This window comes from Pseudomonas syringae group sp. 247E2 (assembly GCF_032587795.1).
In the GTDB taxonomy this organism is placed as follows: Bacteria; Pseudomonadota; Gammaproteobacteria; order Pseudomonadales; family Pseudomonadaceae; genus Aquipseudomonas; species Aquipseudomonas amygdali.
Genome location: NZ_JAWHPK010000008.1, coordinates 919,431 through 943,613, shown reverse-complemented (window position 1 = coordinate 943,613; position 24,183 = coordinate 919,431). Strand labels below are relative to the sequence as shown.

Annotated in this window: 23 protein-coding genes; 9 read left to right on the top strand and 14 right to left on the bottom strand. The window is 59.1% G+C overall.

Annotated features, from left to right (window positions below; all coding sequences use genetic code 11):
• Window positions 1-34: 34 nt before the first annotated feature.
• On the bottom strand, window positions 35-481 hold the full coding sequence (locus tag RYC18_RS11335; protein WP_117139889.1) for an acetyl-CoA carboxylase biotin carboxyl carrier protein: 447 nt from the start codon (window positions 479-481) through the stop codon (window positions 35-37).
• 115 nt (window positions 482-596) lie between these two features.
• Window positions 597-1,508: a nitrogen assimilation transcriptional regulator NAC gene (nac, locus tag RYC18_RS11330; RefSeq protein WP_010207353.1), complete on the bottom strand. Its 912-nt coding sequence runs from the start codon at window positions 1,506-1,508 to the stop codon at window positions 597-599.
• A 276-nt stretch (window positions 1,509-1,784) separates the two neighbouring features.
• On the opposite strand from nac, the gene RYC18_RS11325 reads away from it, so the two are divergent.
• From RYC18_RS11325 to RYC18_RS11310, 4 genes are all read left to right on the top strand, one after another.
• The gene (locus RYC18_RS11325) at window positions 1,785-2,993 is read left to right on the top strand and encodes an aspartate transaminase (RefSeq protein WP_044318788.1); all 1,209 of its coding nucleotides are present in this window, start codon (window positions 1,785-1,787) and stop codon (window positions 2,991-2,993) included.
• The gene (locus RYC18_RS11320; RefSeq protein ID WP_316886138.1) at window positions 2,965-4,563 is read left to right on the top strand and encodes an MFS transporter; all 1,599 of its coding nucleotides are present in this window, start codon (window positions 2,965-2,967) and stop codon (window positions 4,561-4,563) included. The genes RYC18_RS11325 and RYC18_RS11320 overlap by 29 nt, the downstream gene beginning before the upstream one ends.
• Before the next feature lie 72 nt (window positions 4,564-4,635).
• A complete protein-coding gene (locus RYC18_RS11315) occupies window positions 4,636-5,967 on the top strand; it encodes an OprD family porin (RefSeq protein WP_316886024.1) in 1,332 nt (443 codons plus the stop codon).
• 126 nt (window positions 5,968-6,093) lie between these two features.
• A complete protein-coding gene (locus tag RYC18_RS11310; protein WP_016981675.1) occupies window positions 6,094-6,567 on the top strand; it encodes a hypothetical protein in 474 nt (157 codons plus the stop codon).
• Window positions 6,568-6,663: 96 nt separating this feature from the next.
• Here the strand turns inward: RYC18_RS11310 and RYC18_RS11305 are convergent, their stop codons facing one another.
• Window positions 6,664-6,972: a putative quinol monooxygenase gene (locus RYC18_RS11305; RefSeq protein ID WP_316886019.1), complete on the bottom strand. Its 309-nt coding sequence runs from the start codon at window positions 6,970-6,972 to the stop codon at window positions 6,664-6,666.
• Between the two features lie 26 nt (window positions 6,973-6,998).
• The gene (locus tag RYC18_RS11300) at window positions 6,999-8,183 is read right to left on the bottom strand and encodes an L-dopachrome tautomerase-related protein (protein ID WP_316886011.1); all 1,185 of its coding nucleotides are present in this window, start codon (window positions 8,181-8,183) and stop codon (window positions 6,999-7,001) included.
• Window positions 8,184-8,255: 72 nt separating this feature from the next.
• Here RYC18_RS11300 and RYC18_RS11295 point away from each other — a divergent pair, with 72 nt between their 5' ends.
• Window positions 8,256-8,468 carry a hypothetical protein gene (locus RYC18_RS11295; protein ID WP_316886009.1) on the top strand — a complete coding sequence of 71 codons (213 nt, stop codon included), beginning with the start codon at window positions 8,256-8,258 and terminating at the stop codon, window positions 8,466-8,468.
• A 29-nt stretch (window positions 8,469-8,497) separates the two neighbouring features.
• Here RYC18_RS11295 and RYC18_RS11290 read toward each other — a convergent pair whose 3' ends face one another.
• Window positions 8,498-9,505 carry an aldo/keto reductase gene (locus tag RYC18_RS11290; protein WP_054079142.1) on the bottom strand — a complete coding sequence of 336 codons (1,008 nt, stop codon included), beginning with the start codon at window positions 9,503-9,505 and terminating at the stop codon, window positions 8,498-8,500.
• 209 nt (window positions 9,506-9,714) lie between these two features.
• Between RYC18_RS11290 and RYC18_RS11285 the strand changes: the two genes are divergently transcribed.
• Window positions 9,715-10,287 (top strand): TetR/AcrR family transcriptional regulator, encoded by a 573-nt coding sequence (locus RYC18_RS11285; protein ID WP_316886006.1) that lies wholly within the window; start codon window positions 9,715-9,717, stop codon window positions 10,285-10,287.
• A gap of 6 nt (window positions 10,288-10,293) precedes the next feature.
• Here RYC18_RS11285 and RYC18_RS11280 read toward each other — a convergent pair whose 3' ends face one another.
• The 3 genes from RYC18_RS11280 to RYC18_RS11270 all read right to left on the bottom strand — a co-directional run bounded on the left by RYC18_RS11280 (window position 10,294) and on the right by RYC18_RS11270 (window position 12,979).
• Window positions 10,294-11,268, bottom strand: coding sequence for a biotin-dependent carboxyltransferase family protein (locus RYC18_RS11280; RefSeq protein ID WP_002553463.1), 975 nt, complete (start codon window positions 11,266-11,268; stop codon window positions 10,294-10,296).
• On the bottom strand, window positions 11,265-12,137 hold the full coding sequence (locus RYC18_RS11275; protein WP_004665338.1) for a 5-oxoprolinase subunit B family protein: 873 nt from the start codon (window positions 12,135-12,137) through the stop codon (window positions 11,265-11,267). The genes RYC18_RS11280 and RYC18_RS11275 overlap by 4 nt, the downstream gene beginning before the upstream one ends.
• 86 nt (window positions 12,138-12,223) lie before the next feature.
• Complete coding sequence (locus RYC18_RS11270; protein WP_002553461.1) at window positions 12,224-12,979, bottom strand: 5-oxoprolinase subunit PxpA; 756 nt, start codon at window positions 12,977-12,979, stop codon at window positions 12,224-12,226.
• 157 nt (window positions 12,980-13,136) lie between these two features.
• On the opposite strand from RYC18_RS11270, the gene RYC18_RS11265 reads away from it, so the two are divergent.
• A complete protein-coding gene (locus tag RYC18_RS11265; protein ID WP_005731822.1) occupies window positions 13,137-14,054 on the top strand; it encodes a LysR family transcriptional regulator in 918 nt (305 codons plus the stop codon).
• Window positions 14,055-14,130: 76 nt separating this feature from the next.
• On the opposite strand, the gene RYC18_RS11260 is transcribed toward RYC18_RS11265, so the two are convergent.
• The 5 genes from RYC18_RS11260 to RYC18_RS11240 form a co-directional block, all read right to left on the bottom strand.
• Window positions 14,131-14,475 (bottom strand): hypothetical protein, encoded by a 345-nt coding sequence (locus RYC18_RS11260; RefSeq protein WP_316885999.1) that lies wholly within the window; start codon window positions 14,473-14,475, stop codon window positions 14,131-14,133.
• 139 nt (window positions 14,476-14,614) lie between these two features.
• A complete protein-coding gene (locus RYC18_RS11255) occupies window positions 14,615-15,859 on the bottom strand; it encodes a thiolase family protein (protein ID WP_219169051.1) in 1,245 nt (414 codons plus the stop codon).
• Window positions 15,856-17,742, bottom strand: coding sequence for a feruloyl-CoA synthase (locus tag RYC18_RS11250; RefSeq protein WP_316885995.1), 1,887 nt, complete (start codon window positions 17,740-17,742; stop codon window positions 15,856-15,858). Before RYC18_RS11250 ends, RYC18_RS11255 begins: the two co-directional genes overlap by 4 nt.
• A 152-nt stretch (window positions 17,743-17,894) precedes the next feature.
• Window positions 17,895-19,343, bottom strand: a complete 1,449-nt coding sequence (locus RYC18_RS11245) for an aldehyde dehydrogenase (RefSeq protein WP_005743756.1) — start codon at window positions 19,341-19,343, stop codon at window positions 17,895-17,897.
• A 90-nt stretch (window positions 19,344-19,433) separates the two neighbouring features.
• Window positions 19,434-20,264, bottom strand: a complete 831-nt coding sequence (locus tag RYC18_RS11240; protein WP_316885993.1) for a p-hydroxycinnamoyl CoA hydratase/lyase — start codon at window positions 20,262-20,264, stop codon at window positions 19,434-19,436.
• A gap of 211 nt (window positions 20,265-20,475) precedes the next feature.
• Here RYC18_RS11240 and RYC18_RS11235 point away from each other — a divergent pair, with 211 nt between their 5' ends.
• Entirely contained in the window at window positions 20,476-20,964 is a 489-nt protein-coding gene (locus RYC18_RS11235) for a MarR family winged helix-turn-helix transcriptional regulator (protein WP_004665318.1), read from the top strand.
• Between the two features lie 44 nt (window positions 20,965-21,008).
• On the opposite strand, the gene RYC18_RS11230 is transcribed toward RYC18_RS11235, so the two are convergent.
• Window positions 21,009-22,331, bottom strand: a complete 1,323-nt coding sequence (locus RYC18_RS11230; RefSeq protein WP_316885988.1) for an OprD family porin — start codon at window positions 22,329-22,331, stop codon at window positions 21,009-21,011.
• A gap of 326 nt (window positions 22,332-22,657) precedes the next feature.
• Here RYC18_RS11230 and mhpT point away from each other — a divergent pair, with 326 nt between their 5' ends.
• Window positions 22,658-23,878 (top strand): 3-(3-hydroxy-phenyl)propionate transporter MhpT, encoded by a 1,221-nt coding sequence (gene mhpT / locus RYC18_RS11225; protein WP_316885986.1) that lies wholly within the window; start codon window positions 22,658-22,660, stop codon window positions 23,876-23,878.
• Window positions 23,879-24,183: the final 305 nt, after the last annotated feature.

The following is a 24,183-nucleotide window of genomic DNA, read 5'->3' as shown; positions in this document are numbered from 1 at the left end:
ACCCGGAAGGCAGCCGCACGGCCACCCAAGACCTTCAACCGATGCTGAACAGCGCTTGTCCGGCCTGAACCTCTTCGCCGTTGGCAACCAGAATGGCGGTCACGACCCCTGCCTTTTCAGCCGTCACCGGATGAAACATCTTCATGGCTTCAACCACTGCCAGGGTCTGCCCCACGTCGACTGACGTGCCGACTTCAACGAAGGGCTGCTGGTCGGGCGCCGGGGTCAGGTGCAAAACCCCATACAGCGAGGCGCAGGCCTGAGCCTCTTGCGCATTGGCAGTTGCACTTGCCTGAGAGGAAGCAGCAGCGTCGGTTGCAGGCGCTTTCAGCGACGTTGATGCAGATGGACTGACGCCGCTGGCGGCCTCGACCGACTCACGCAGCAAACGCAACTGCGTATCGCCTTCAGACAGGCTGAGTTCACTCAGGTCCGATTCGGCCATCAGGTCGATAAGTGCTTTGATACGTTCCGGTTTCATGCAAGAGCCCTTGCCTGGCAAAAGAAATGTGGCTGAGGGCAATGTAACGAGAGCGATTTTTGACCGCCAAGACGGTTTGACTGTGGGGTGATAAGCGCCCCTTATGACGCCGGGGTTACTCTGTACGGCGATTGCCGCGCATCTCTGCGACCAGTTCCAGTAGGATGGCCTTGACCGCCTGGGCCGGAACCGAAAGCGGCAAGTGGCCTGACAGGCACAGGGCCAGCGGCGCTTCGATCTCGGGTTCGACGATCCGGCTCAGATTGACCGCATGCGTATCGGCCAGCACCCGCGCAGCAGACTCGGGAAGAATGGTCGAGCCGAATCGATCCGCTACTGCGGCGGCCAGAGTCGTCGATGACTCGACTTCTGCCACCACCCGGGCACTGCGCTCGATGCGCACAAACGCCTCGTCCACCAGACGGCGGATGGTGTTGTAGGTGCGCGGCAACAGCAGGTCGATATCGGCCAGCTCGGCGAGGGCTATTTCCTCGCAGCCCTGAAGCGTGTCCTGGGCGCTGACCAGATACAGTTGCTCGCGAATCAACGGCACAAAACTGAGGCCATGCACCTCACGTCCGCCATAAAGAACGGCCATGTCCATGCGCCCGTTCATGATCAGCTCGCTCAGCGTGGTGCCAAAGTTCTCGTTGAGGTACAGCAGGATACCCGGATGACGCTCGCGCACCCGTTTCAGCAACGGCAGCGACAAGGTTGACGCAGCAGTGCCCGGGGCCAGCCCTACCGACACCGGCCCCGACAACGCCAGGCCGCTGGCGTTGACATCACTTTGCGCCTGCTCACACTGACGCAGTATGACCTGAGCATGGCCATACAAAACCTTGCCCGCCTCGGTCGGGGTAACGCCGCGCTTGGTGCGGATCAGCAACTGCTGCTGCAACTCGGCTTCCAGCGTCACCAATTGCTGGCTTAACGCAGGTTGTGCGATGTGCAGTACATCGGCGGCTTGGGTCAGGCTGCCGATGTCGACAATTTTCACAAAGTATTTCAAGCGGCGAAGGTTCAAGGTGTTGCACTCCAGAGTCACGACCCCGATGCCTCAGCAAGACACAGGCCAGCTCTGAAAAAACCAGACATAAGCAATTGCTATGTCAGCAACTGCCGAGCGTGATTGCAACGCATGGATGCCCCCGCAGGCATTGCTCGCCCGCTTTTGGTGCAGCATTGGTTCATCTGCGGTCATAAGCGCTGCCTATCAACCCAGAACAAACTCGTCTTATGGCCTGCCGTCAGCAGGCTCGTAACGTATTCCCCGTCAAGGCCATCAACGAGGAATGCCAACGTGACCGCATCTCGCATCGCTGCCCGCGTGCTCCGCATCAAACCATCGCCCAGCAGCGCTGCTGCCGATCGGGCCAATGAACTGCGGCGCGCAGGGAAGTCGATCATCAATCTGGTGGTTGGCGAACCCGACTTCGATACGCCTGCCCACATTCGTCAGGCCGCCTCTGCCGCCATCGAAAACGGTGAAACCCGCTACACGCTCAATGCGGGTACTGCAGCGCTGCGCGACGCGATTGCCGCCAAACTCCAGCGCGAAAACGGCCTGAGCTACGCCCCCGGCCAGATCGTAGTCACCAGCGGTGCCAAGGCTGCGATCTTCAATGCCTTCGCAGCGACGCTGGGCATTGACGACGAAGTGCTGATCCCCGCACCGTACTGGGTGTCGTACCCGGACATGGTGCTGGCCTGCGATGGTCGCCCGGTGACCTTACCGTGCCCCGAAGACAATCAGTTCAAGCTCACCGCCGAGCAACTACGCCACGCAATCACGCCGCGTACCCGCTGGCTGCTGCTCAATTCGCCGAGCAATCCGACCGGCGCGACCTACAGCGCAACTGAATGGCGGGCACTGGCTGACGTGCTGCTCGACTACCCGGACGTGCTGGTCATGACCGATGATATTTACGAACACATTCGCTATGACGACACCCCGCTCAGCCATCTGCTGACTGTCGAACCCGCCCTGCGCGAGCGTGTGCTGATCATCAATGGTGTATCAAAAACCTACGCCATGACCGGTTGGCGCATCGGCTATGCCGCAGGCCCCAGCGATATCATCAACGCGATGGCTACCCTGCAATCGCAATCCACCAGCAACGCCTGCTCGGTGAGCCAGGCCGCCGCAGTGGCGGCCCTCAATGGCGACCAGTCGTTTGTCGGCGAGAGCGTCAAGGTCTACAAACAGCGCCGCGACCGCTGCCTGGAGTTGATCAACGCAATTGACGGCCTGAGTTGCATCCAGCCACAAGGCGCGTTTTATCTCTACGTCAATTGCGCAGCGCTGATCGGCAAAACCACCCCGTCAGGCTCGGTACTGGAAGCCGACACCGATGTGGTTCTGTACCTGCTGGAAAGTCAGGGTGTTGCGGTTGTAGCAGGCACCGCTTATGGCCTGGCACCGTTCTTCCGGATGTCTACGGCGACGGCCCTCGAAACCCTTGAAACCGGTTGCACACGCATTGCGACTGCTGTCGCTGCGTTGCGCTGAGCGCCTGGCCATGACCACGCCGAGCCACCCGGCCCTGACCTTCAAACAGGCCCTGCTGGCCATGCTCGGCATTTCCCTGGTGCTGATGCTGTCCGCACTCGACCAGACAGTGATCGGCAACGCATTGCCAAGCATCGTCGCGGAACTCGATGGTTTCGAGCTGTATGCCTGGGTCGCCACCGGCTACCTGCTGGCGTCCATTGTGACCATTCCGATCTTTGGCCGACTGGGCGATTTCTACGGGCGTAAACCGTTCGTGCTGGCCGCTACGGTCATTTTCACCGTTGCTTCGCTGGTCTGCGCGCTGGCCGACAGCATGCTGGTGCTGGTCATTGGCCGGGCCCTGCAAGGCGTCGGTGGCGGGATGCTGATCGGTACGGCATTTGCCTGTGTGCCGGAGCTGTTTCCCGACACCCGTCAGCGGCTGCGCTGGCAGGTTCTGCTGAGTGCGATGTTCAGCGTGGTCAATGCCATCGGCCCAGGGTTGGGCGGTTACCTGTCCGGCGAGTTCGGCTGGCGTTCGGTGTTCTGGCTGAACCTGCCGCTGGGCGTGATTGCGTTGTTTTTTGCCTGGCGCTTTTTACCCTGGTATCGCCCGCCAACAGCCGGTGCGATCAGGCTCGACTGGATCGGCGCAGTGTTGATTGTCCTGAGCCTGGGCAGCCTGCAATTGTTCGTTGAATGGCTCGGTCAGCGCTCTCTGGCGATCAGCCTGCTGTGCGGCGCTATCACTGTTATTGCCTTGACCGGACTTTGGTTCAGAGAGCGCCGTTGCGCGTTCGCCTTGCTGCCCGCCGGGCTGTTTGCCAATCGCAGCATCCGCCTGCTGTTCATCATGTCGCTGCTGGCCGGTGCGATCATGTTCACCCTGCTGTTTTACCTGCCTCTGCTGTTGCAGGGCAGCTACGGCTACTCGCCGCAGGACGCCGGGCTGCTGCTCACACCGCTGGCCCTGAGTATCACTTTGGGCGCAATCGTCAACAGTCGCATCGTCACGCGTCTGGCAAACCCCAACTGGTTACCGATTGGCGGATTCATTGCCCTGTCGATTGCCTGCATCGCCTTGGCACTGGTCGGACTGCACGCCGGGTTCACGACCTTGCTGGGACTGATTTTGCTGGCGGGGTTGGGGCTTGGATTCATTCTGCTCAACCTCACCGTATTCACCCAGACGCTTGCCGAGCGGCAGTTTCTCGGTATCGCCACAGCACTCACTCAATCGTTGCGCCTGGTTGGCGGCTTGCTGGGCACCGCGGCCATGGGTGTGCTGGTCAAGTTGCTGTACGTCGCCAATCTGCAACATGCGCTGGCAGCGGCAGGCCAGATGCAGGCAATAGCGCGTCTGGCCGACCCTCAGGTCCTGCTGCAGCACACGCCCACAGATATCGACACCACGTTGCAGCTGGCTCGCACTGCCCTCGCCCATGCAGTCGGTACGGGGCTGTTGATCTGCGCCGCACTGGGCGTACTTGCACTGGTGGTTCTTTCCCGTTTACCTCGCGTCGCGCTGTATCAAGCGCCTCGCACAACGACACCTGAAACGGATTCAGCTGCAAAACACGCCTCTTAAAACAACAAGAAACCTGACTGCCGCCCGACCCTGCCTCTCACAACACTTAATGACAGCATGAGGATGAACCCGATGGAGCGTATCAATCGCGCCACCCCTTTCGTTGCGGGCTTTTGTGGCCTGCTGATCGCGCAGCAGAGCTTTGGCGAAGGTTTTCTGGAAGACAGCAAGGCCAGCATTCTGGCGCGCAACTTCTTCAGCAACGCGGACAATCGCAGCGGTGCTGCTGACCCGAACTACACGCAGGAGTGGGGCCAGGGCTTCATGCTCAACTACCAGTCCGGCTACACGCCCGGCACCGTCGGCTTTGGCGTCGATGCGCTGGGCCAGTTGGGCATCCGCCTGGACTCGGGCAAGGGCCGCCATTACAACCCGCAAAGCACGGCGTTCAACGGCAATATCTTCCCCACAGACAGCGACGGCCGCGCGGTCGATGAGTTCAGCAGCCTGGGCGCGACGCTCAAGGCACGCGTTTCAAGAACCGAGTTGAAGTACGGCACGCTGGTGCCGATGCTGCCGGTGGTCATGTCCACTGATCGCATGCTGCAACAAACTTTTCGCGGCGGCCAGATTCAGTCTGGCGACTTGAAGGACTTCACTTTCACCGCAGGCCAGCTGGAACATGTCATGGGCCGCGGTTCGACCAACCAGATGGGCATGTCGATTCCGGGTGCCAACAACCCGCTGACCGGCGAATTCGTCAACAAGTTCTACTACGCAGGCGTCGATTACAAACCGACCAAAGACCTGACCTTGCAGTATTACTACGGCAACCTGGAAAACTTCTACAAACAGAACTTTCTCGGACTGAAATACGACATGCAACTCGGCCCGGGCACCCTGCGCACCGACCTGCGCCACTTCGACAACCGCTCGGACGGTGCAAACGGTCACGATCCGGCGTTCTACACGGTAGGTTATTACGGCAACGGCGTTACCAAGGGTGAAGTCGACAGCCGCCTGTCCAGCGCCCAGTTCACCTACCTCATCAACGGTCATACCTTTGCTGCCGGTTATCAGGCAGTGACCGGCGACAGCGACGCGGTATGGTTGAATCAGGGCGATGGATCAACCGCCTACTTCATGACCGAATCCATGATCGGCAAGTTCCAGCGCGCTGGAGAACGCACCTGGCAGGTCCGTTACGGCTATGACTTCGCCAGGCTTGGCGTTCCCGGGCTGAACTTCCTGGCCATGTATGAAAGCGGTTCGAACATCCAGGCGTCCGACGGCGACAAGAAGGAATGGGAACGCAACGTTACCCTGAGTTACGTGGTGCAGTCCGGCCCGGCGAAAAACCTCAGCGTTGCACTGCGTCATGCACAACTTCGTACCGAGTTCGCCAGTCAGCGTGATGCCGATGAGCACCGGATCATTGTCAGCTATCCGATTAATATTTTTTAAAACCTGGGCGGGTGGCAGATACCGGGTGTATCTGCTACCTGAGGGTTGGTTGACGGCGTGCACAAGCGCTCGTGCTGGTCACAACATTCGTTATAACCTTTGCACCTTGCAGAGGAAGCGAAAACAATGGATAAAACGATCCCGGAAGCCCCCACCGACCACGACCGCCCCAATGTCTTAATGGTTGTTGAAACCGACCCTGGCAAGCCTGACGTCATCGGTGGCCCTGCTACGCCATTAAAAGCAACTCATCCACACTTCGATGACACGCCAGCAGACCTTTACCCCGTAATGGAAAACCAGACGGGCATGCCTTTCAGCTCGTTCTATCGAAGCAGGTACATCGGTTTTGCGTCCATCGCAGTTGTCGTGATCGGCATCGGTGTCGCCCTCTTTTTTCTGAGCCTGCAAAGTGACTGGTTTCAGGTTAAGAAAGTGCTGGCGATTACCATGCTGTGGTTCGCCAACCTGATCTCGACAGTGCTCAATGCAGCCTACTGGTTTATTCGCAGAGGCCCGAAGTGGCTGGCAGTACTACTAGGCATTCAGCTGATAATAGTGATGTCCGGGGTATTGTCTGCCTTGATAAATGACGGATGATGATACCTGTCTCTTGAGAGGGGGTTCCCATCATGTGTTAGAGCGTGTTTGGGGTAGCCGTACAGGGGCTCGAACGTGTGGAGCCCCTTATCCAAATCAGCCAGACACCTGATCCAGAAATATCAGCTGCGGTGGCTCTGCCAGCCACTCGCCGCTTGCAGCTGCAAACTGTTGGTAATGCGGCGTGGCAACGTGCGCATCCAGTGCTGCCTGATCATTGAAGCATTCACGCATGTAAAACGTGCCGTGCTCATCGCGCGCCTCGAACAGTGTGTACTCGATATTGCCCGGCTCTGATCGGGAGGGCTCCACCAGTGCTGATAATGCTTCTTTCAATGCGGACTCTTTGCCGGCAACGGCTTTCAGAACGGCGATCAAGGCCAACGGCTTTGCAGGTGTATTCATTATCAATGCTCCGGTATTCAATTAGATCAATGAGTGGGGGCAGGCGCAGCGTCGACTTTCACGCGTAGCAGGCTATAAGGTTTTGCACGCTTGTCGTGGCCCGAATTGAAACCGGCCTGACGGTGCAATTGGTTGACGATGAAATACAGGTAGCCATCCGGACCGATAGACAACGTATCAGGCCACAGCATGCGAGGATCGTGCGCCACGGTTTGCCAGTTTCCGCTCGGCAGGCGTTTGCGAATTGCATTGTGCTCATAGTCACCTGCATACACAGCACCGTCTGCATCAGCCTCAAGACCATCGGAAGCGCCCTTTTCACCGAGGTCCTGAACAGCCGCAGCCAGTTGCTGCTCACTTACACCGCTGTCGCTCAGCAGCTCGGTCGCGACGGAGTACAGGTGGCGGCTGGACAGTGGCGAGAAATACAGCGTCTTGCCATCAGCCGACAACGCAATGCCGTCTGCGGCTACGTGAACCGGTTTGCGCGATCCGTCCGGGCCATCACCCAGCACGGGTACGCCCTCGACCACGGGCACGAAATCCGGGTCGGCAGACGTCGCCTTCGCGCCGCTCAGGCGACGTACGGCATGCCCACTGGCAATGTCCATGACAATGATTGCGCCCGGTCCGCTTACCGAAGAGTCAGTCACATAGACAGTCCCCTGCGATCCTTTGCGGAAGTCGAAGCGCATGTCGTTGACATAAGTGCTGGGCAAGATGACGTTATCCGGAAACACCAGCCGCTTGACGATTCGGTTGGTGGCCAGGTCTACCGCAACCAGCTTGGCACCACCCGGACGCGGAGCAGCAAACTGCGGTGCGGCAGTGTCCAGAAGCCAGACGCGTCCTTTGCCGTCAGCCACCACACTCTGCACGCTGATCAGCCCGTCGCCGGGGTCCTTCGGATTCTCGTGGTTGACCGCCAGATCCGGGTAGGCAACCACTTTGCCGTCACGAATCTCGCCCACCGTAAAAGGCACCTTGTCGCCCCAACGAGGGAAGTTGACGAAGATTCGCCCGGTTTCAGTGACTGTCACACCGGTAGGCATCGCATCGTAAAAGGCATGCACTTGTTCAAGCTTGCCTACCGACCTGTCGGCAGGGGCGCTTGCAGGGAGCCCGGTGATGGTTGCGCCGTAGGCCAGTGAGGTGGTGAGTGTGGCTGCGGACAGGATGGCCAGTGCTGCGCAAATTGATTTTCGATGCATGGTGCTCTCCTGATGGGACAGCCAAGGCTGCTCATCGGTATTCAGTAATACGGGCTGTGCGCACGGAAGGTGATGACGTTCATCACTCTACGTGGCTCAAGGACGATGGATAGACAAGACTGCGAGTATTTTGGTCTTTCTCATTACAAAGAAAAACGCGGGGAATACGCTAACACTTTCAACGCCAAGGCGAAGATCACCGCCATTGCCAAGACACGCAAGCACCGTGCTCATGCGGCAACGCTGCGCCTGGAAGGACTCCAGCCGCTCATTTGGCGGCTATAAACAAATATCCGAGCCAGGCCAATAACAACTCAGGCCACTCCCCTTGCACGAGTCTCATCCGACCAATCAGCCGCCGACCTTGGCCCAGCGGAGGGATCCAGACTGCTGACCGCATCCAGGCGTTGAATCTGTTCGTCAGTCAGTGTCAGCGACAAGGCGCCCAGATTATCGGCAATCTGCTCATGCGAACGAGGCCCGATGATTGGAACAGCGCCGTGCGAACCTGCCCAGGCAATGGCAACCTGACCCGCGCTTACGCCAAGCTCACCGGCAACCTCCAGAACAGTATCGAGAATCCGTGTGCGCTGCGCCGAGTTCTCAGGCTGGAATACCTTGCCGCCAAACCCCTCAGCGCGCCCGCTCTCCCCTTTGCGATATTTACCGGTCAGCATGCCACCCCCCAGAGGTGACCAGGTGACGACGCCAAGGCCAAGCGCGTAAGAAGCCTGAAAAAGATCAGCCTCAGGCTCGCGATGCACCAGGCTATGTTCGAACTGAGCGGCTGCAATCGGTAATGCACGGCTGATTTCGGCCAGCGTAACCGCGCGAGCAAGCCGCCATGCAGGGAAATTGGACAGGCCTGCGTAGAGGATTTTCCCTGCACGCGCCAGATCTTCAAACCCTCTGACAATTTCCTCGATGGGTGTAACAGCGTCTGGATGGTGCGCCCAATAAATGTCGATGCGATCCGTCTTCAAGCGCTTGAGACTTGCTTCCACCGAGCTGACCATTGCCTTGCGATTGTTGCCGATGGCCAGTCGGCCGGGATTGGCCGAGGCACCGTTGGTAAATTTGGTCGCCAGCACGAAATCATCGCGCCGGCCTTCCAGCAGCGTACCGAGTAACTCTTCGGACTGACCGAACTGATATATGTCTGCAGTATCGATGAAGTTGCCACCCGCCTCTGCATAGGCGTTGAAAATTGCCTTGCTGGCAACCGGGTCTGCGCCGTAGCCCCAGCCCGTGCCGAAGTTTCCTGTGCCCAGCGCCAGTTGCGAAACATTGAGCCCGGTTTTGCCAAACGTTCTGTATTTCATGGTTTTGCTCCTGCCGATTGAGGATCGCCCATGGTGCGATCCTGTTGCCGAGAAACAAGGTGGACAGCTAACAGTCAGCTTTGAGCGGTTATGATTACGATCAGCATCTTAACTGTCAATCATTTTGATGATGGTCAGCATCAATGCTATATTCACGCCCTGCCGAACCCGGACGGGTAAAAACCAAGCAGGCAAGAGAGGCAACTCACATGAGAGTCACCAAGGCGCAGGCCCAGGCCAACCGGGCACACATTGTCGAGACGGCATCCGTCCAGTTTCGCGAGCACGGCTTTGACGGTGTCGGGGTGGCAGACTTGATGGCAGCAGCGGGTTTTACCCACGGCGGGTTCTACAAGCATTTCGGCTCCAAGTCCGATCTGATGGCCGAATCGGCTGCCTGTGCCATCTCGCGCACCGTGGAGCAATCGAAAGACGTCGATCCTGCGCAGTTCATCGAGTACTACCTGTCCAGAGAGCACCGGGATACCCCAGGCACAGGCTGCACGATAGCCGCACTCAGTGCTGATGCTGCACGTCAGTCAGACGACGTCAAGGTAACCTTTGCCGAGGGCATAGAGAGCATGCTTGCCGCCCTGGCTCCGGCAGGCACGTCTCCTGGCGACAACGAATGGAAACAGGCGCGGGCAAACACCATCGATATGTTTGCCCATGCACTGGGCGCGCTGCTGCTATCGCGCAGTTGCCCGAACGACTCGCTACTGGCAGACGAAATACTCGATGTGTGCCGTACGAAAATGCTTGAGCAACTGCAGGCTCTTTGACCGCTTCTATGAAGGAAACAGTTTGCTCAGGCACGCCAACTTCTTTTTGTACGACTTTCGCGCTTCGAGAGCCTCCTCCAGCGTTACCGCCACGAATCGCGCTTTCTGGTTGGGTTGCATCTGACCGATCAGGTCGAGGTCGGCACTGATCACCGTACCGATCATCGCGTAGCCTCCGCCGGACACCGCGTCACGGTGCAAGACAATGGGCTCAAGCCCGGCAGGCACCTGAATCGAGCCGATCGGGTAGCAGCTGTCGACGATATTTGATGGATCGGAGCCTGCCCCGAAAGGCTGCTCCCTGGGCTGGAACGTCAACGCCCTGCCGCCCTTGAAGCGATAACCGATGCGGTCGGCTTCCGAGCCTACGCTCCAGGACTCGGAGAAAAAGCTGGTGGCTGCGAATTCGGTCAGACGCTCGTAATACAGGCCAGGCACCACACGCAGATACACTTCCCCGCCCAAAGACTGTCGCAAAGCCATCGGCAGGCTCGCCCCGGCCCGGCCTTTGCCGCCAGGAATACCTATCGGCAACTGATCATCAGCCATCAGTCGGCGGCCCTGAAAGCCGCCAAGCGCACCCAGCGTGTAAGTCGACCGACTGCCCAACACCAGCGGCACATCAATCCCCCCGGCAACCGCCAGATAGGTGCGCGCGCCGTCCTTGGGGAAGTCGAAACGCAGCACCTGTCCGGCCTTCACCGCAAAGGCAGTGTCGTGGTGCATTTCCACACCGTCGAGGCGCGCCGTCATGTGGGCGCCACAGACAGCGGCCAATGTATCGCACTGAAACTCCAGCTCCGGCCCCAGCAATGTGCATTCAAGCCCGGCGGCACCGGGTGGGTTGCCGACCAGTTGATTGGCAGCGCTGAGCGCATACTGGTCCAGCGCACCCGAGGGCGGAATGCCCAGGTGGTAATAGCCTTCGCGGCCAAGATCCTGCACCGAGGTCGCCAGACCGGGTTTGAGCACTTTGATCATGCCAGCACCTCCTGCAACGACTTGGGATAACCAGCGGGATCAGCCAGAAAGGCATCCAGGGAAAACTTGACCGGACGAATCCGCAAATCGAAGCGTCCGGCTTCAACCTCTGCAACGGCCGTATCATAGGTGTCCCGATCAACCGGTTTGAACTGGACGATGTCGCCTGGCCGGAAAAACACCATGTGCTCTTTCAGATAAGCCAGCCCCTGCTGCGGATCGTAGATCGGAGCGGGCGTAACGCCGAACATCTGGTAGCCACCCGCTCCGCGCACCGAATAGATGCAGCCGAAGCAGCCACCGTGACCTAGCGTAAGCTTGGGTGTATCGGTACGTGGCCGAAGGTATTTGGGCACTTGCAGTTGGCGCTCGCGTTCGACCATCTGAAACATGAACGGCAGACCGGCCACAAAACCGACCATCGAGACGAACCACGGCGCGCCGCTATGAGCAGCAATGAAGGCATCGACATCCGCCAGGTTATTGATGCGCGCAGCGTATTCCAGGTCCGTCGAACCCGGGTCCTGATGGCGGTCACGAAAACGCATCAGGGTTTCATGGGTCCAGGGATCGTTGTAGAGCACCGGAATCTCGATGATACGGGTTTGCAGCGTACGTTCGGCCACCGCATCGACCTCGGCAGCTCTCACCGCTTCGAGCAAGGCATGCGGTGCGATACGGTCTGGGTCGAAGCGGATCTGGAACGACGCGTTGGCCAGGCATACGTCCAGTACACCGTCCAGTTCCAGACGCTCGACTGCACGGGTCACCGCCAGCCCTTTGAAAAATGCCTCCAGCGACATACTCTCGCTGACTTCCGCGAACAGGTGTTCATCAGCGCCAAAGCTGTAGCGAATCGGATCAGCCATGTCTGTTCCTTGTTGAATTTGTTGTAGAACGGCAGGCAAATATCAGTAACGTGGCTCGTGTGTCTGTGCACACGATGCCATTTGACTCAGCGCGGCTTACGTACCGTGATTCCGGCAGCGTCCAGCGCCTTGCGGGTCGCTTCGGCAAGGGCCAGAGCGCCCGGCGTGTCGCTGTGCAGGCAGATCGAATCGAATTCGATGCTCAGGTCCTCGCCCTCGACGGTGCGCACCAGACCTTGCTGGCACGCCCGAACCACGCGTGCCGCGACCTCGGCCGGGTCATGCGCGCGCACATTACGAGTGAAGACGATGGAACCGCTAAGGTCGTAGTCGCGATCAGCGTAGAACTCGCGGATTACCGGCTGACCGAGTTCCTGAGCGATCTTGCAGATAACCGAACCGGGCATGCAGTAAAGCAGTAATTCGGGCTCCAGGCGCTGAAGGTTTTCCACCAGCAGACGGGCAGCGGCTTCATCCCGGGCGAGGTGCATATACAACGCCCCATGAGGTTTGAAATGCTGCAATGCCACGCCCTGAACCCGGGCCAGCTCACGTAATGCACCCAGTTGGTAGAGCATGTCATCGACCAGCTCCTGCGGCGCTGCGTTGATGTGCCTCCGCCCGAAGCCGACCAGATCGCGGAACCCTGGGTGCGCGCCAATGGCAACGCCCAGCTGTTTAGCCTGCTCGATGGTGCGGCGCATGGTGCCGGGGTCACCCGCGTGAAAACCGGTAGCGACGTTGGCGGAACTGATGAAGGCCATCAATTCGTTATCGACACCATCACCAATGGTCCACGCGCCGAAGCTTTCACCCATGTCCGAGTTGAAATCCACCTGCATGGCTTTTGCTCCTGGGGTTATCGGGTTGAGGGTCAGTCCGGAAAAGAAGCTATCCGGCTTCATGCAAAACACGTTAGATTCGCTTGCACCCCTTGGGTAGATCTATTTACAGATACATCATCTTCTGAAAAACAGATACCCGCCGATTGGAGTGCTTATGTCCCTGACGTTGCGCCAGGTTCGTTATTTCGTGGCAACGGCCGAGATCGGGCAAATCTCGCAGGCGGCCATTCACCTGAACATTTCCCAGTCTGCGGTGACCACGGCCATCAAGGAACTGGAAAGCATGCTCGGCACGCTGTTGTTCCAGCGCTCGGCCCAAGGCATGAGCCTGACCGAAGCGGGTCGACATTTTCTCAACCGCGCCTACGTGATCCTGCGCAGCGTCGATGACGCACTGAACAGCCCGCTACCCGATATTCGCGCCAGCGGCGTATTGCGCCTGGCCGCCAGCTACACCGTGATTGGCTACTTTCTGCCTCACCACCTGCAACGTCTGGAACATTGGCACCCTGATGTAGCCATCGAGGTTCATGAACGCGAACGGCAAGCCATCGAACAGGGTCTGTTGGAGGGGCGCTTCGATATGGCAGTGGTGCTGACAGCCAACATCACTCACCCGGATATCGTCTCGGAGACGCTGTTCAACTCCGAACGCCGTCTATGGCTGTCCAGCCATCACCCGCTGTGCCAGCGCGCCGCCGTGAGCCTTGCCGATGTGGCACAAGAGCCCTATATCCTGTTGACCGTCGATGAGGCGGAGCAAAGTGCAATGCGTTACTGGGAACTGGCCGGCCAACGACCCAATGTCAGAGTGCGCACCAGCTCCGTGGAAGCAGTGCGCAGCATGGTCGCCAACGGCAGCGGCGTGGCGATTCTCTCCGACCTGGTACATCGCCCCTGGTCGCTGGAAGGCAAACGTATTGAAACGTTGACTGTCACCGACTCGGTAACGCCAATGAGCGTCGGCCTGGCCTGGCACCGCGAGCGTGAGTTGAGCCCGGCAATGCAGGCGTTTCGTAACTATTTTCACGATGCGTTTCTGGCACCGCAGCAGCTGTCGGCGCGGCGTTGAGCCGGGCAGGAATTATTGAAATCAAGGTGATTGCCAGGTTGCCGGAAACTGCACGCGACTAGCCGCAGCCGGCAGCTCAGTTACTGCGAATCGGTACCACGCGGTCGCTGGCATAAACAGCCGCGGGCTCTTCAAACTGCTGGAAGAATTTTCCGGACACCACATGATCAAGAAACTGTGCTTGGTCTTCAGTGGTCTGCAGCATCGGCGAGTAGCCATCGGCATCGGGCACTGCAAAAAGACGAGCCTTGCGTTCATGCGCCACAGCGATGAACGCTCTTTTCTCTTCGTCGGACATCGCCGAAAAGTAGTCAGACAGATTTTCCAGCGAGCGTGCCGCCAGATCCTGGTCGAGCTGATCGTCATCCGTGAACATCAAATGCCAGACGAAATCGAAAGAAAGCTCAGCGAGGGCACGCATAGACGGGTTCCGTAGTGTTGAGAGACGCGAGAGTCACTGTTCACTTCAATTCGGTCAAGCGCTAAAAGATGACCTGCGTCAAGTGCAGCTCCATAAATGGCTGAATTTTGCGTTCGCGTCATGGATAAGAGGGGCAGGCTCAGTAGGCGATGAATGCCGGATTCTCGATCAGTAGCGCCATGCCCTGCCCGCCCCCTACGCAGGCGGCGGCAATCCCGTAGCGCAGGTTTTTTTCGCGCAATTGCCGGGCCAGGGTCATGACCAGACGCAGCCCGGTGGCTGCCAACGGGTGGCCCAGGCCCAGTGAGCCGCCCAGACAGTTGAGTCGTTCGCTTTCCAGTTCCAGCGTTTGTGTCACCGCCAGCATCTGGGCCGCCTGCGCTTCGTTTATTTCCAGCCGGCCAATGTCGCCCAGCGCCAGCCCGCTGCGCTGCAATAACAGCTCAACGGCAGGCGTCGGGCCAATGCCCATGAACTCTGGCGCGACGCCAATCACAGCACTGGCCAGCAGGTGCGCCAGCACCGGTCTTTGTGACTGCGAAGCGCGGCCCACCAATGCCGCTGCTGCGCCATCGACCACCGCACAGCTGTTGCCTGCGGTCTGCACACCATCAGCATGAATGGCGCGCAAACGGGACAAGGCCGCCAGGGTGGTCGCTCGCGGATGGCTGTCCTGCGTGACCGTTTCAACCCCTCGCGGCAACTCGATGCTGCGCGGCTGGTACCCCTCCAACTCAAAGCGCTCGCTGCTGACCGTCACAATTTCGCCAGCCCATTGGCCGCCAAGCTGCGATTGCAGTGCGCGCTGATGACTGAGCAATGCATAACCGTCGACGGCCTCACGGCTCAAGCCGTAACGTTTTGCAAGATTGTCCGCCGTAGCAATCATGTCCATTGCCGGTGCCGGGTCGTACAGCGCTTCCCAGAGAAAGTCCTTGAACTGCACGGCACCGCCCAGCGGGAAGCCGTCGCGGTGGGTATAGGCCGCAATCGGGTTGCGCGACATCGATTCGGCAGCAACGCACAGCGCCATCTGCCCGCCTTCGCTCACGTGCTGAGCGGCCTGACGCAACAGTTCGAGACCTGTGGCGCAGATGCGCTGCACGCCCAGCGCCGGAACGCTTTGCGCGACGCCGCTGTACAGGCCGACATGCCGGGGCAGCAGGTACGCGTCGAAACTGGCTTGCGCCATCGAGCCGGTCAGTACGCTGTCGACCTGACCTGGCTGAGTGGCTGCACGCGCCAAAACCTCACGACCGACCTTTATACCCAGATCGATGGGTGAAATATGCCCCAGAGCGCCGCCCAGATCGACCCACGGCGTGCGCACTGCGTCGACAATGGCCACGTCGCTGAACGCCAGATATTGCCCGCCGCTGCTCATGCCGTCGGCTCGGCACTGATTTTGTCCGGGGACTGATCACGATAAAGCGCTTCGACTATTTCTGCCCGCCACTGCAGCACCGCACGCTGGTTGATCGACCCCTTGTCGGTGATTTCGCCACGATCAATAGACGCGGGTTCGTCAAGCAGCACGATCCACTCCAGACGGCTGGCATTGCCATTCGCACCTTGGTTCAGGCGGCTCAGCCATTCGCCAAACCACACACGTACCGGCGCACTGGCCAACACCTGTGTATCAGAAGCCTGTGCATCCAGCCCGGCCAATTGGCGACATTCGTGCAATCTAGGAAACACCAGCGCACCCAGGCATTCGCGATCAGGCGCGGTGATGACCACATCCTGCACGTACGGCGAGCCTTCCAGTACTGCGCGGTTGCGCATTGGTCCGACGCTGACAAACACGCCGGACGACAGTTTGAAGTCCTCGGCCAGACGCCCGTCGAACATCAGGCCCAGCTCGGGTGCCGCGGGATCGGCGAGCTTGATTGCATCGCCGGAGCAATAAAAACCGTTTTCGTCGAACACGTCGGCAGTCTGCTGCGGCGAGCGCCAGTAGCCTGGCATTATGTGCGGCCCGCGAAAACGGCCTTCCAGCTTGCCGTCCACCGGTACCAGACACACTTCGCATCCTGGCGCAGGCAAGCCGATATAGCCGGCCATCGACAGCGGTCCGGTGGTGAACGTGCAGGAAGGCGCAGCCTCGGTCATGCCCAACCCGGCCATCATGCGAATCCGTTCGCCACAATGCTGCTCGGCGACACGGTCAAGACGATCCCAGATACTTTGCGACAGGCCGGCTGCGGCGAAGAAGAACAGTTTCATGCGCGAGAAGAATCGCTCACGCAGTTCGGCGTCCTGCTCCAGCGCGTTGACCAGCTCTTCCCAGCCCTTGGGCACGGTCAGGTAGGCCGTCGGCGAGATTTCCTTAAGGTTGCGCAGGGTTTCGGCAAAACCCTGGACGGTCGGTTTGCCGTTGTCCAGATAGAACGTGCCACCGTTGTACAACACGATACCGAGGTTATGGCTGCCGCCGAAGGTGTGATTCCACGGTAGCCAGTCGACCAGCACGGGCGGCTCTTCGCCGAACACCGGAAATGTCTGCAGCAGCATCTGCTGATTGGCACACAGCATGCGCTGCGTGGTCACTACGGCCTTGGGCAGTTTGGTCGAGCCCGAGGTGAACAGGAACTTGGCGATACTGTCCGGACCACTGGCCAGAAAAGCCGCCTCGGCTTCACGGCCGCCAGGCTGATCGAACAGGCTGGCGAAGCTCAGTGGACGCCTGCCAGCGAGTTGGCCGCGTACAGTGATGATCGGCGTATCCGCTGGAATGACCGCATCAATGGCGCGCTGAAACGGCGCGGCTTCGCTGACAAACACCAGCCCTGGCTGCAACACTTCGCAAACATGCCGCAGCTTGGCGAAATCCTGGGACATGACTGAATACGCTGGCGATACCGGGCAATAGGGAATCCCCGCGTACATGGCACCCAGTGCAAGCTGCAAATGCTCGATGTCGTTACCCGAGAGCAGCGCCAACGGCCGCTCGGCGGAGAGGCCATACGCCAGCAGGCTCTGCGCGATGGCGCGCACGTCTGTGAGCATGTCGGCGTAACTGACCTTGCGCCAGCCACCACGGCTGTCGCGGGCGGCAATAAAGGTTTGCTGCGGACGGATGCTGGCCCAGTACACCAATCGGTCGAGCAGGCGATCGGGCAATTGCGCCAGAGGTTCCAGAGCGCGCATATGCAAAATGCCCTGCTCTTCCCGCACCTCGATGGACGGATGACCGATGGAGACCTGGCGATAGCGTGGTGAGCTATCTTCACTGTGCAGCGTTGATGATCTGATATCGGAACTCACGTGCGTTCTCTCCATCAAGGTACGCAGACACCCAACGGCTTGCAGCGGTTCGGGCGGGGCGTAGCAGCACAGGCTGCAGCCTTGTTATTGTTATGCCTGACTTGCTGGCGACACGGTCTTTTGCAACATCGGTGACGCCAGCGCCGGAGGATTCAGATCGGGTAGTGCCGCGGCCCGTTTTGCAAGGTCACCCAGCGCAACTGAGTAAAATGCTCGACAGAAGCCTTGCCACCGAAACTGCCATACCCGCTGGACTTGACCCCGCCAAAGGGCATTTGCGCCTCGTCGTGCACAGTCGGTCCGTTGATGTGGCAGATACCCGACTCGACCCGCTGCGCAAGCGCCAGAGCGCGGCTGGTGTCGCGACTGAAAATTGCCGCCGAGAGGCCGAATTCCGAATCATTGGCCAGCCGCAATAACGCCTCGTCACCTTCGCCACGGATCACCACAGCCACCGGCCCGAAGGACTCTTCGCGGTATAGGCGCATGGTGTCAGTCACGCCATCGAGCAACGTCGGTTGCAGAATGCTGCCCTGTAACTGCCCGCCAATCACCAGCGTTGCGCCCAGATTCACAGCGTCATCGATCAACGCTTTGATGCGCGTGCCAGCCCCGACGTCTACCAGAGACCCCAGCACCGATTCACTGTCATCCGGGTTGCCGGCACGCAACGTTTCGATCTTGGCGCTCAGTTTTGCAACAAAGGCATCCGCCACCTTCCGATCAATGATCAACCGTTCGGTGGACATGCAGATCTGGCCCTGATTGAAATAGGCACCAAATGCGGCCGCTTCCACCGCCGCGTCCAGATCAGCGTCGTCCAGCACCAGAAACGGTGCCTTGCCGCCCAGTTCAAGCAGTGCCGGTTTCAGATGGCGTGCCGAGAGCTCACCGACGATACGCCCCACATGGGTCGAACCGGTGAAATTGACTCGACGCACGGCCGGGTTGGCGATCAGACGCTCGACAATCGCCGCAGCATCGGCAGGCGCATTGCTGATCACGTTGACGACACCGTCGCCCAGCCCGGCATCCTGCAATACCTGACCGATCAGCCGATGCACCGCAGGGCTGAGCTCCGATGCCTTGAGCACCACGGTGTTACCGCAGGCAAGCGGCATGGCGATTGCGCGGGTAGCAAGAATCACCGGCGCATTCCACGGTGCGATACCAAGTACCACGCCGCAGGGTTGGCGCAGCGCCATGGCAAAGCAGCCGGGCACATTGGAGGGAATGACTTCACCGGTAATCTGCGTGGTCATCGACGCAGCTTCGCGCAGCATGCTGGCGGCCAGTTGTACGTTGAAGCCATACCAGTTGGCCATCGCCCCGGTTTCGCCAGCGGCAGCGATAAATTCGCCACTGCGCGCCTGCAACTGCTCGGCAGCCTTGAGCAGGCGCGCTCGGCGCTCGCCGGGTGCCAGCGCCGCCCAGGCAGGGAACGCAGCCTGAGCAGCCGCGACTGCTGCATCGGCATCTTCCAGGGTCGCTGCGGCCACACGCGAAACCACTTCGCCAGTCACCGGGTTACAGCGTTCAAATGTACGTCCATCACGGGCGGGGCACGACTGGCCGCCGATCAGCAGGGGCACGTCCAGCATGATCATTCCTCTTTGTTATTGTTGTTCAAGGGCTGCCTCGAACCTTGCAATGCAAGCCTCAAGTCAAAGCCTTACGCGTGCAGCTGCCATCTACCGCTTATAAGCTTCCAACCCTGGTTTGATGCTCTTGTCGTCGAGGAATTGCTTCATGCCTTGCTCGCGCCCGCCTTCCTTGTCCAGCAGTCGTGACTGATCGAGTTTGGCATACAGGTAGTCTTCGTTCTGCTCCCAGGTCAGTTCGCGGCAGCGCTTGAAGCCGTGCTTGGCGGCGCGCAGTACCACCGGGTTCTTTTCCAGCAGGTTGAGGGCCAGGTCTATGGTCACCTGACGCAGTTGTGCCAGCGGCACGCTCTCATTGACGAGCCCCATTTCAGCGGCTTTCTTACCATCGAAGGTCTTGCCGGTCATGATGTAGTAAAGCGACTGGCGATGACCCACGGTATCGGCCATAGCCTTGCTCACCAGATTGCCAGGCGGAATGCCCCAGTTGATTTCCGACAGCCCGAAGGTCGCTTCATCGGCGCAGATCGCCAGGTCACATGCCACCAGCGGGCTGAAGCCCCCGCCGAAACACCAGCCGTTGACCATTGCGACGGTCGGTTTGGCGTACATGCGCAACATCTTCCATTGCCACTGGGAGGCCTCGCGACGGATTTTTTCCTGAAGAATCTCCGGTCCGGCGTCCACCTCACGAAAGTACTCCTTGAGGTCCATGCCGGCAGTCCAGGCCTCGCCCGCACCGGTCAACACCAGAACACCTGCGTCGGGATCCTGCTCGAGTGTTTCCAGCACATCGATCATTTCACGGTTCAGCGTCGGGCTCATGGCATTGCGCTTTTCAGGCCGATTGAGTATGACCCACGCGATGCCTTGCTCAATTTCGACCTTGACGGTTGCCCAGCGACCTTCGTACTTGCTCATGGCGATACTCTCTTGTTCTTGGCTTGACGATAGCTCAAAGCTAAACGGCAAATATAGTTATGTCAATTAACTGTTATCGTTATTAATCAAAAAGTCGGCACTCTGCCTGCACAGGCTGGTCACAGTGACGTATACCCCATAGCTATCGTTCGCTAACCTCGGCAAACTGATCGGCTGATTGACCCACCCCATCAAAAGGACTGCACTTTCAATGGCCAAGCCATCCGACATTGCCGACATTTGCCAGGCCTCCGCACAGGTTGCCGAAGCAGCTTTGCCAACGGATTCTGCGCTGGATGATCTGATCGGTTATGCCATGCGCCGGGCACAGCTCAAGCTGTTCCAGAACCTGATCGGACGTCTTTCCGCCCACGACCTGCGCCCGGCGCAGTTTTCGGCGCTGGCGATCATCGAGCAAAACCCGGGCCTTATGCAGGCAGACCTGGCCAAAGCGCTGGCTATCGAACCGCCCCAGGTCGTACCGTTGCTGAACAAGCTCGAAGAACGTGCACTGGCCGTGCGGGTTCGCTGCAAGCCAGACAAACGCTCGTATGGCATCTTCCTCAGCAAGAGCGGCGAGACATTGCTGCGTGAACTGAAACAGATCGCCGCCGACAGTGACCTCGATTCCACTTCGGCGCTGGATAACCAGGAACGTCAGGACCTGCTCAGGCTGCTGAAAAAGGTCTACCAATCGTAAAAATCCGTCATCAACGGCGATTTTTGCCGTCGATGACGGGCTGATTACCAGAGTGGCAAGCTGTACTGAACAATAAAGCGCGTCTGGTTTTCATCGCGAAAGGCGGCGCCTGCGGGGAAGTCGTTTCGATAGATCGACTTGCGCGCCAGCAGGCCTATATTCTTCAGCGGGCCGCTCTGAACGACGTAGCCCAGCTCCATCTGAAACTCACGCTCCTTGCGATCATCGGCATTGAAAGCGGCCAGTTCGATGTTGTCGCCGCGCACATAACGCAGGCGACTGCGTAACCCGACAAGCCCCACGGCAGTGAAGTCATAGTCGTAAATGGCTTGCCAGGTACGCTCCCTGGCATTGAGAAAGTCAGAACTCATGGTCATCTCGCTCAACCCCATCAGTTCGGTACCCGACACATAGGGTGTAGCGGTATCGCCGCTCGAATGCATATAGCCAAGACTGACGCTGTGCCCTCCCCACTTGTAACCCAACAGCGCCGACAGGTTCTGGTTATCCACTTCTCCGGCTTTCGCGCTGCCCGTGTCGCTACTGAAAAAGCTGCGCAGATCAGTGGTCAGCACGCCATCGCCGATTGCCACTTTGTGCAGCAGCGCGAGCGTGTTCTGAGTATAAAGATCGGCCACTTCAGCGTGATACGCGCGTATGCTGAGCTCCTTGTTGACCTGATAGTCGCCCCCGGCATAGACCATGTGCGATGACGTTGCTGCACCATTGAAGCGCCGGTTCGGCGAAGCGATGGTCATTGCCTGATAGTTGCTGGAATCGCGCTTGTTGACCCGATCAATATAGCCGGCATTGAAGGTCAAGCCGTCGACGTCCTTTGAGGTCAGCGTCGTGCCCCGAAAAGTCTGCGGCAACAGGCGTGAGGGGCTGGCGAAAGCAAACGGCAGAAAAATCGACACGTCGCCAGTCTTGATTGTGGTTTCGCGGAATTTAAGCTTGCCGGTCAGCGCCAGTCGGGAATACTCGTCAGCAGCCCGTCCGTCACTGGCCGATACCGGCAATAGCTCGGTACCGCTGCGGTCTGGCGAAGAATCAAGCTTTACACCCACCAGCGTTCGCGCATCAAGACCGAAGCCCACCGGTCCTTCTGTGAAGCCGGATTCGGCGTTGATAATGAACCCCTGCGCCCACTCCCGTGTGGCTGTTTTGCCACCATCGTCCTTGTAATCACGGTCCATATAATAATTGCGCAGCGTCAAGGTTCCGTGGCTGTCTTCCAGAAACCCTTGAGCCTGTGCGGGGTCAGGTATAGCGCTGACGCCCAGCAGGCCCAGCGCGAGACCGCAATTTTTTCGACGGATAAAGAGAGTTGACACAGCTCTTGCTGCACCACGAGTGAGCGTTGGCATGTTGGATGTCCACTTATTGTTGTTGTTTTTGGATTCGGTCCGGCGCTGGCCGCAGGCCCGTGGACGAAGAATTGGAGGATTCCGTATCGACGTCAATCCAGAGTGACCGATAATCGAACATTAATAATATTAACTACTTGACTGTTGCTCTTTAAATACCAACCTAACTCAATGTTTTAAAAAGAATAATTCCTGCTTTTATTGAAATTTATGGGCGGATTCATTTTTTAGTTATTTTTGTTACCTTGATCAGTACCTGTCACAACGCCGTCGTCGGCGCTCGGGAACAGGCTTTCTTCACAACAAAAACAACAATGAGGCTTGCCATGAACAGTCCGTTGCGTCGTCCGACGCTGACCATCGTCTTGTGTTTTATCGTCGCACTCATCGAAGGTTTCGACCTGCAGGCTGCCGGGACGGCGGCTGCGGGACTGCGTCAAAGCTTTGCCCTTGACCCGAAAATGATGGGCTGGGTGTTCAGTGCCGGGATAATCGGGCTGCTGCCGGGCGCTTTTTTTGGCGGCTGGATTGCGGATCGCATCGGCCGCAAGAAGATTCTGGTAAGCGCAGTACTGCTGTTCGGGGTCTTTTCGCTGAGCACCGCCTATGTCGAAAGCTTTTCTGCCCTGTTGCTGGTGCGCTTCATGACCGGCCTGGGGCTGGGGGCTGCGCTGCCCAACCTGATTGCCTTGTGCGCCGAAGCTGTCGGCGAACGCCATCGCGGGCTCGCCATCAGCGTCATGTATGCAGGCGTTCCGCTGGGCGGTGCCCTGGCTGCGGTGGTCGCGATGTTTACCAGCGAGCACTGGCAGACAACTTTCATCATCGGTGGTCTGGTGCCACTGCTGGTGGTCCCGTTGATGATCCTGTTACTGCCCGAATCCAGTGCCTTTAAACAGCAGACGACTGCCAGCGCTGCCCGGCATTCAAGTGCCAGCGCACTGTTCGGCGAAGGCAGAGCTCGCACGACACTGGCCTTGTGGGTCGGCTACTTTTTTACCCTGACCGTCATGTACATGCTGCTCAACTGGCTGCCGTCGCTGTTGATCGGCCAGGGTTTCAGCAAACCTCAGGCGGGCCTGGTGCAGATGCTGTTCAATATTGGCGGCGCGCTGGGCTCGCTACTGGGCGGGCTGTTGCTGGATCGCTGCAACGGCACCAAGGTCGTGCTGTTCGTCTACGCCGGTTTGCTGGCTGCGTTGGCGGGCGTGGGCATGTCGGTCGGCATCGTGCCGATGGCAATTGCCGGGTTTGCTGCCGGGGTATTTGTGATGGCCGCGCAACTGGTGCTGTATGCGCTGGCCCCTCCTTCGTACCCGACTTCGGTACGTGCCACCGGTGTCGGCGCTGCGGTAGCCATCGGCCGCCTCGGCTCTGTGGCCGGCCCTTTGGCTGCCGGGCATCTGCTCGGAGCCGGTGCGGGAACCGCTGGCGTACTGTTGGCCACCTCACCCGGCCTGGTGATTGCCGCACTGGCGGCGATCACGGTGCTGTCCAGGTCGGTCGCCCTCGAGAAGCGTGAACTCAAGGTTGCAGAGTCGAGGTGATCAGGTCCATCGTCCTCACGTTCCGCGTGATGCATTTCGTGACACTGTTCGTCACATCGCGGTTCTGCGACTTCAGGTGGATTGAGGTTCGACTCAGGTCACCTTTTCGCCCCTCGGCGACCTACTTTGATGGGGCCAAAGTAGGCAAAACCCTTCGCTCCTGTTTCCGGCCCGACTTCGTCGGGTTCCTTCGCCCTGACGCTGATCCGGGGGTCGCCGCAACGGGCCATCCATGGCCCGGTGCGGCTAGCCTGGCGTCCTGCCAGGCTACCCCCGGATCAGCGCCAGGACTCAGCCGTCACTAA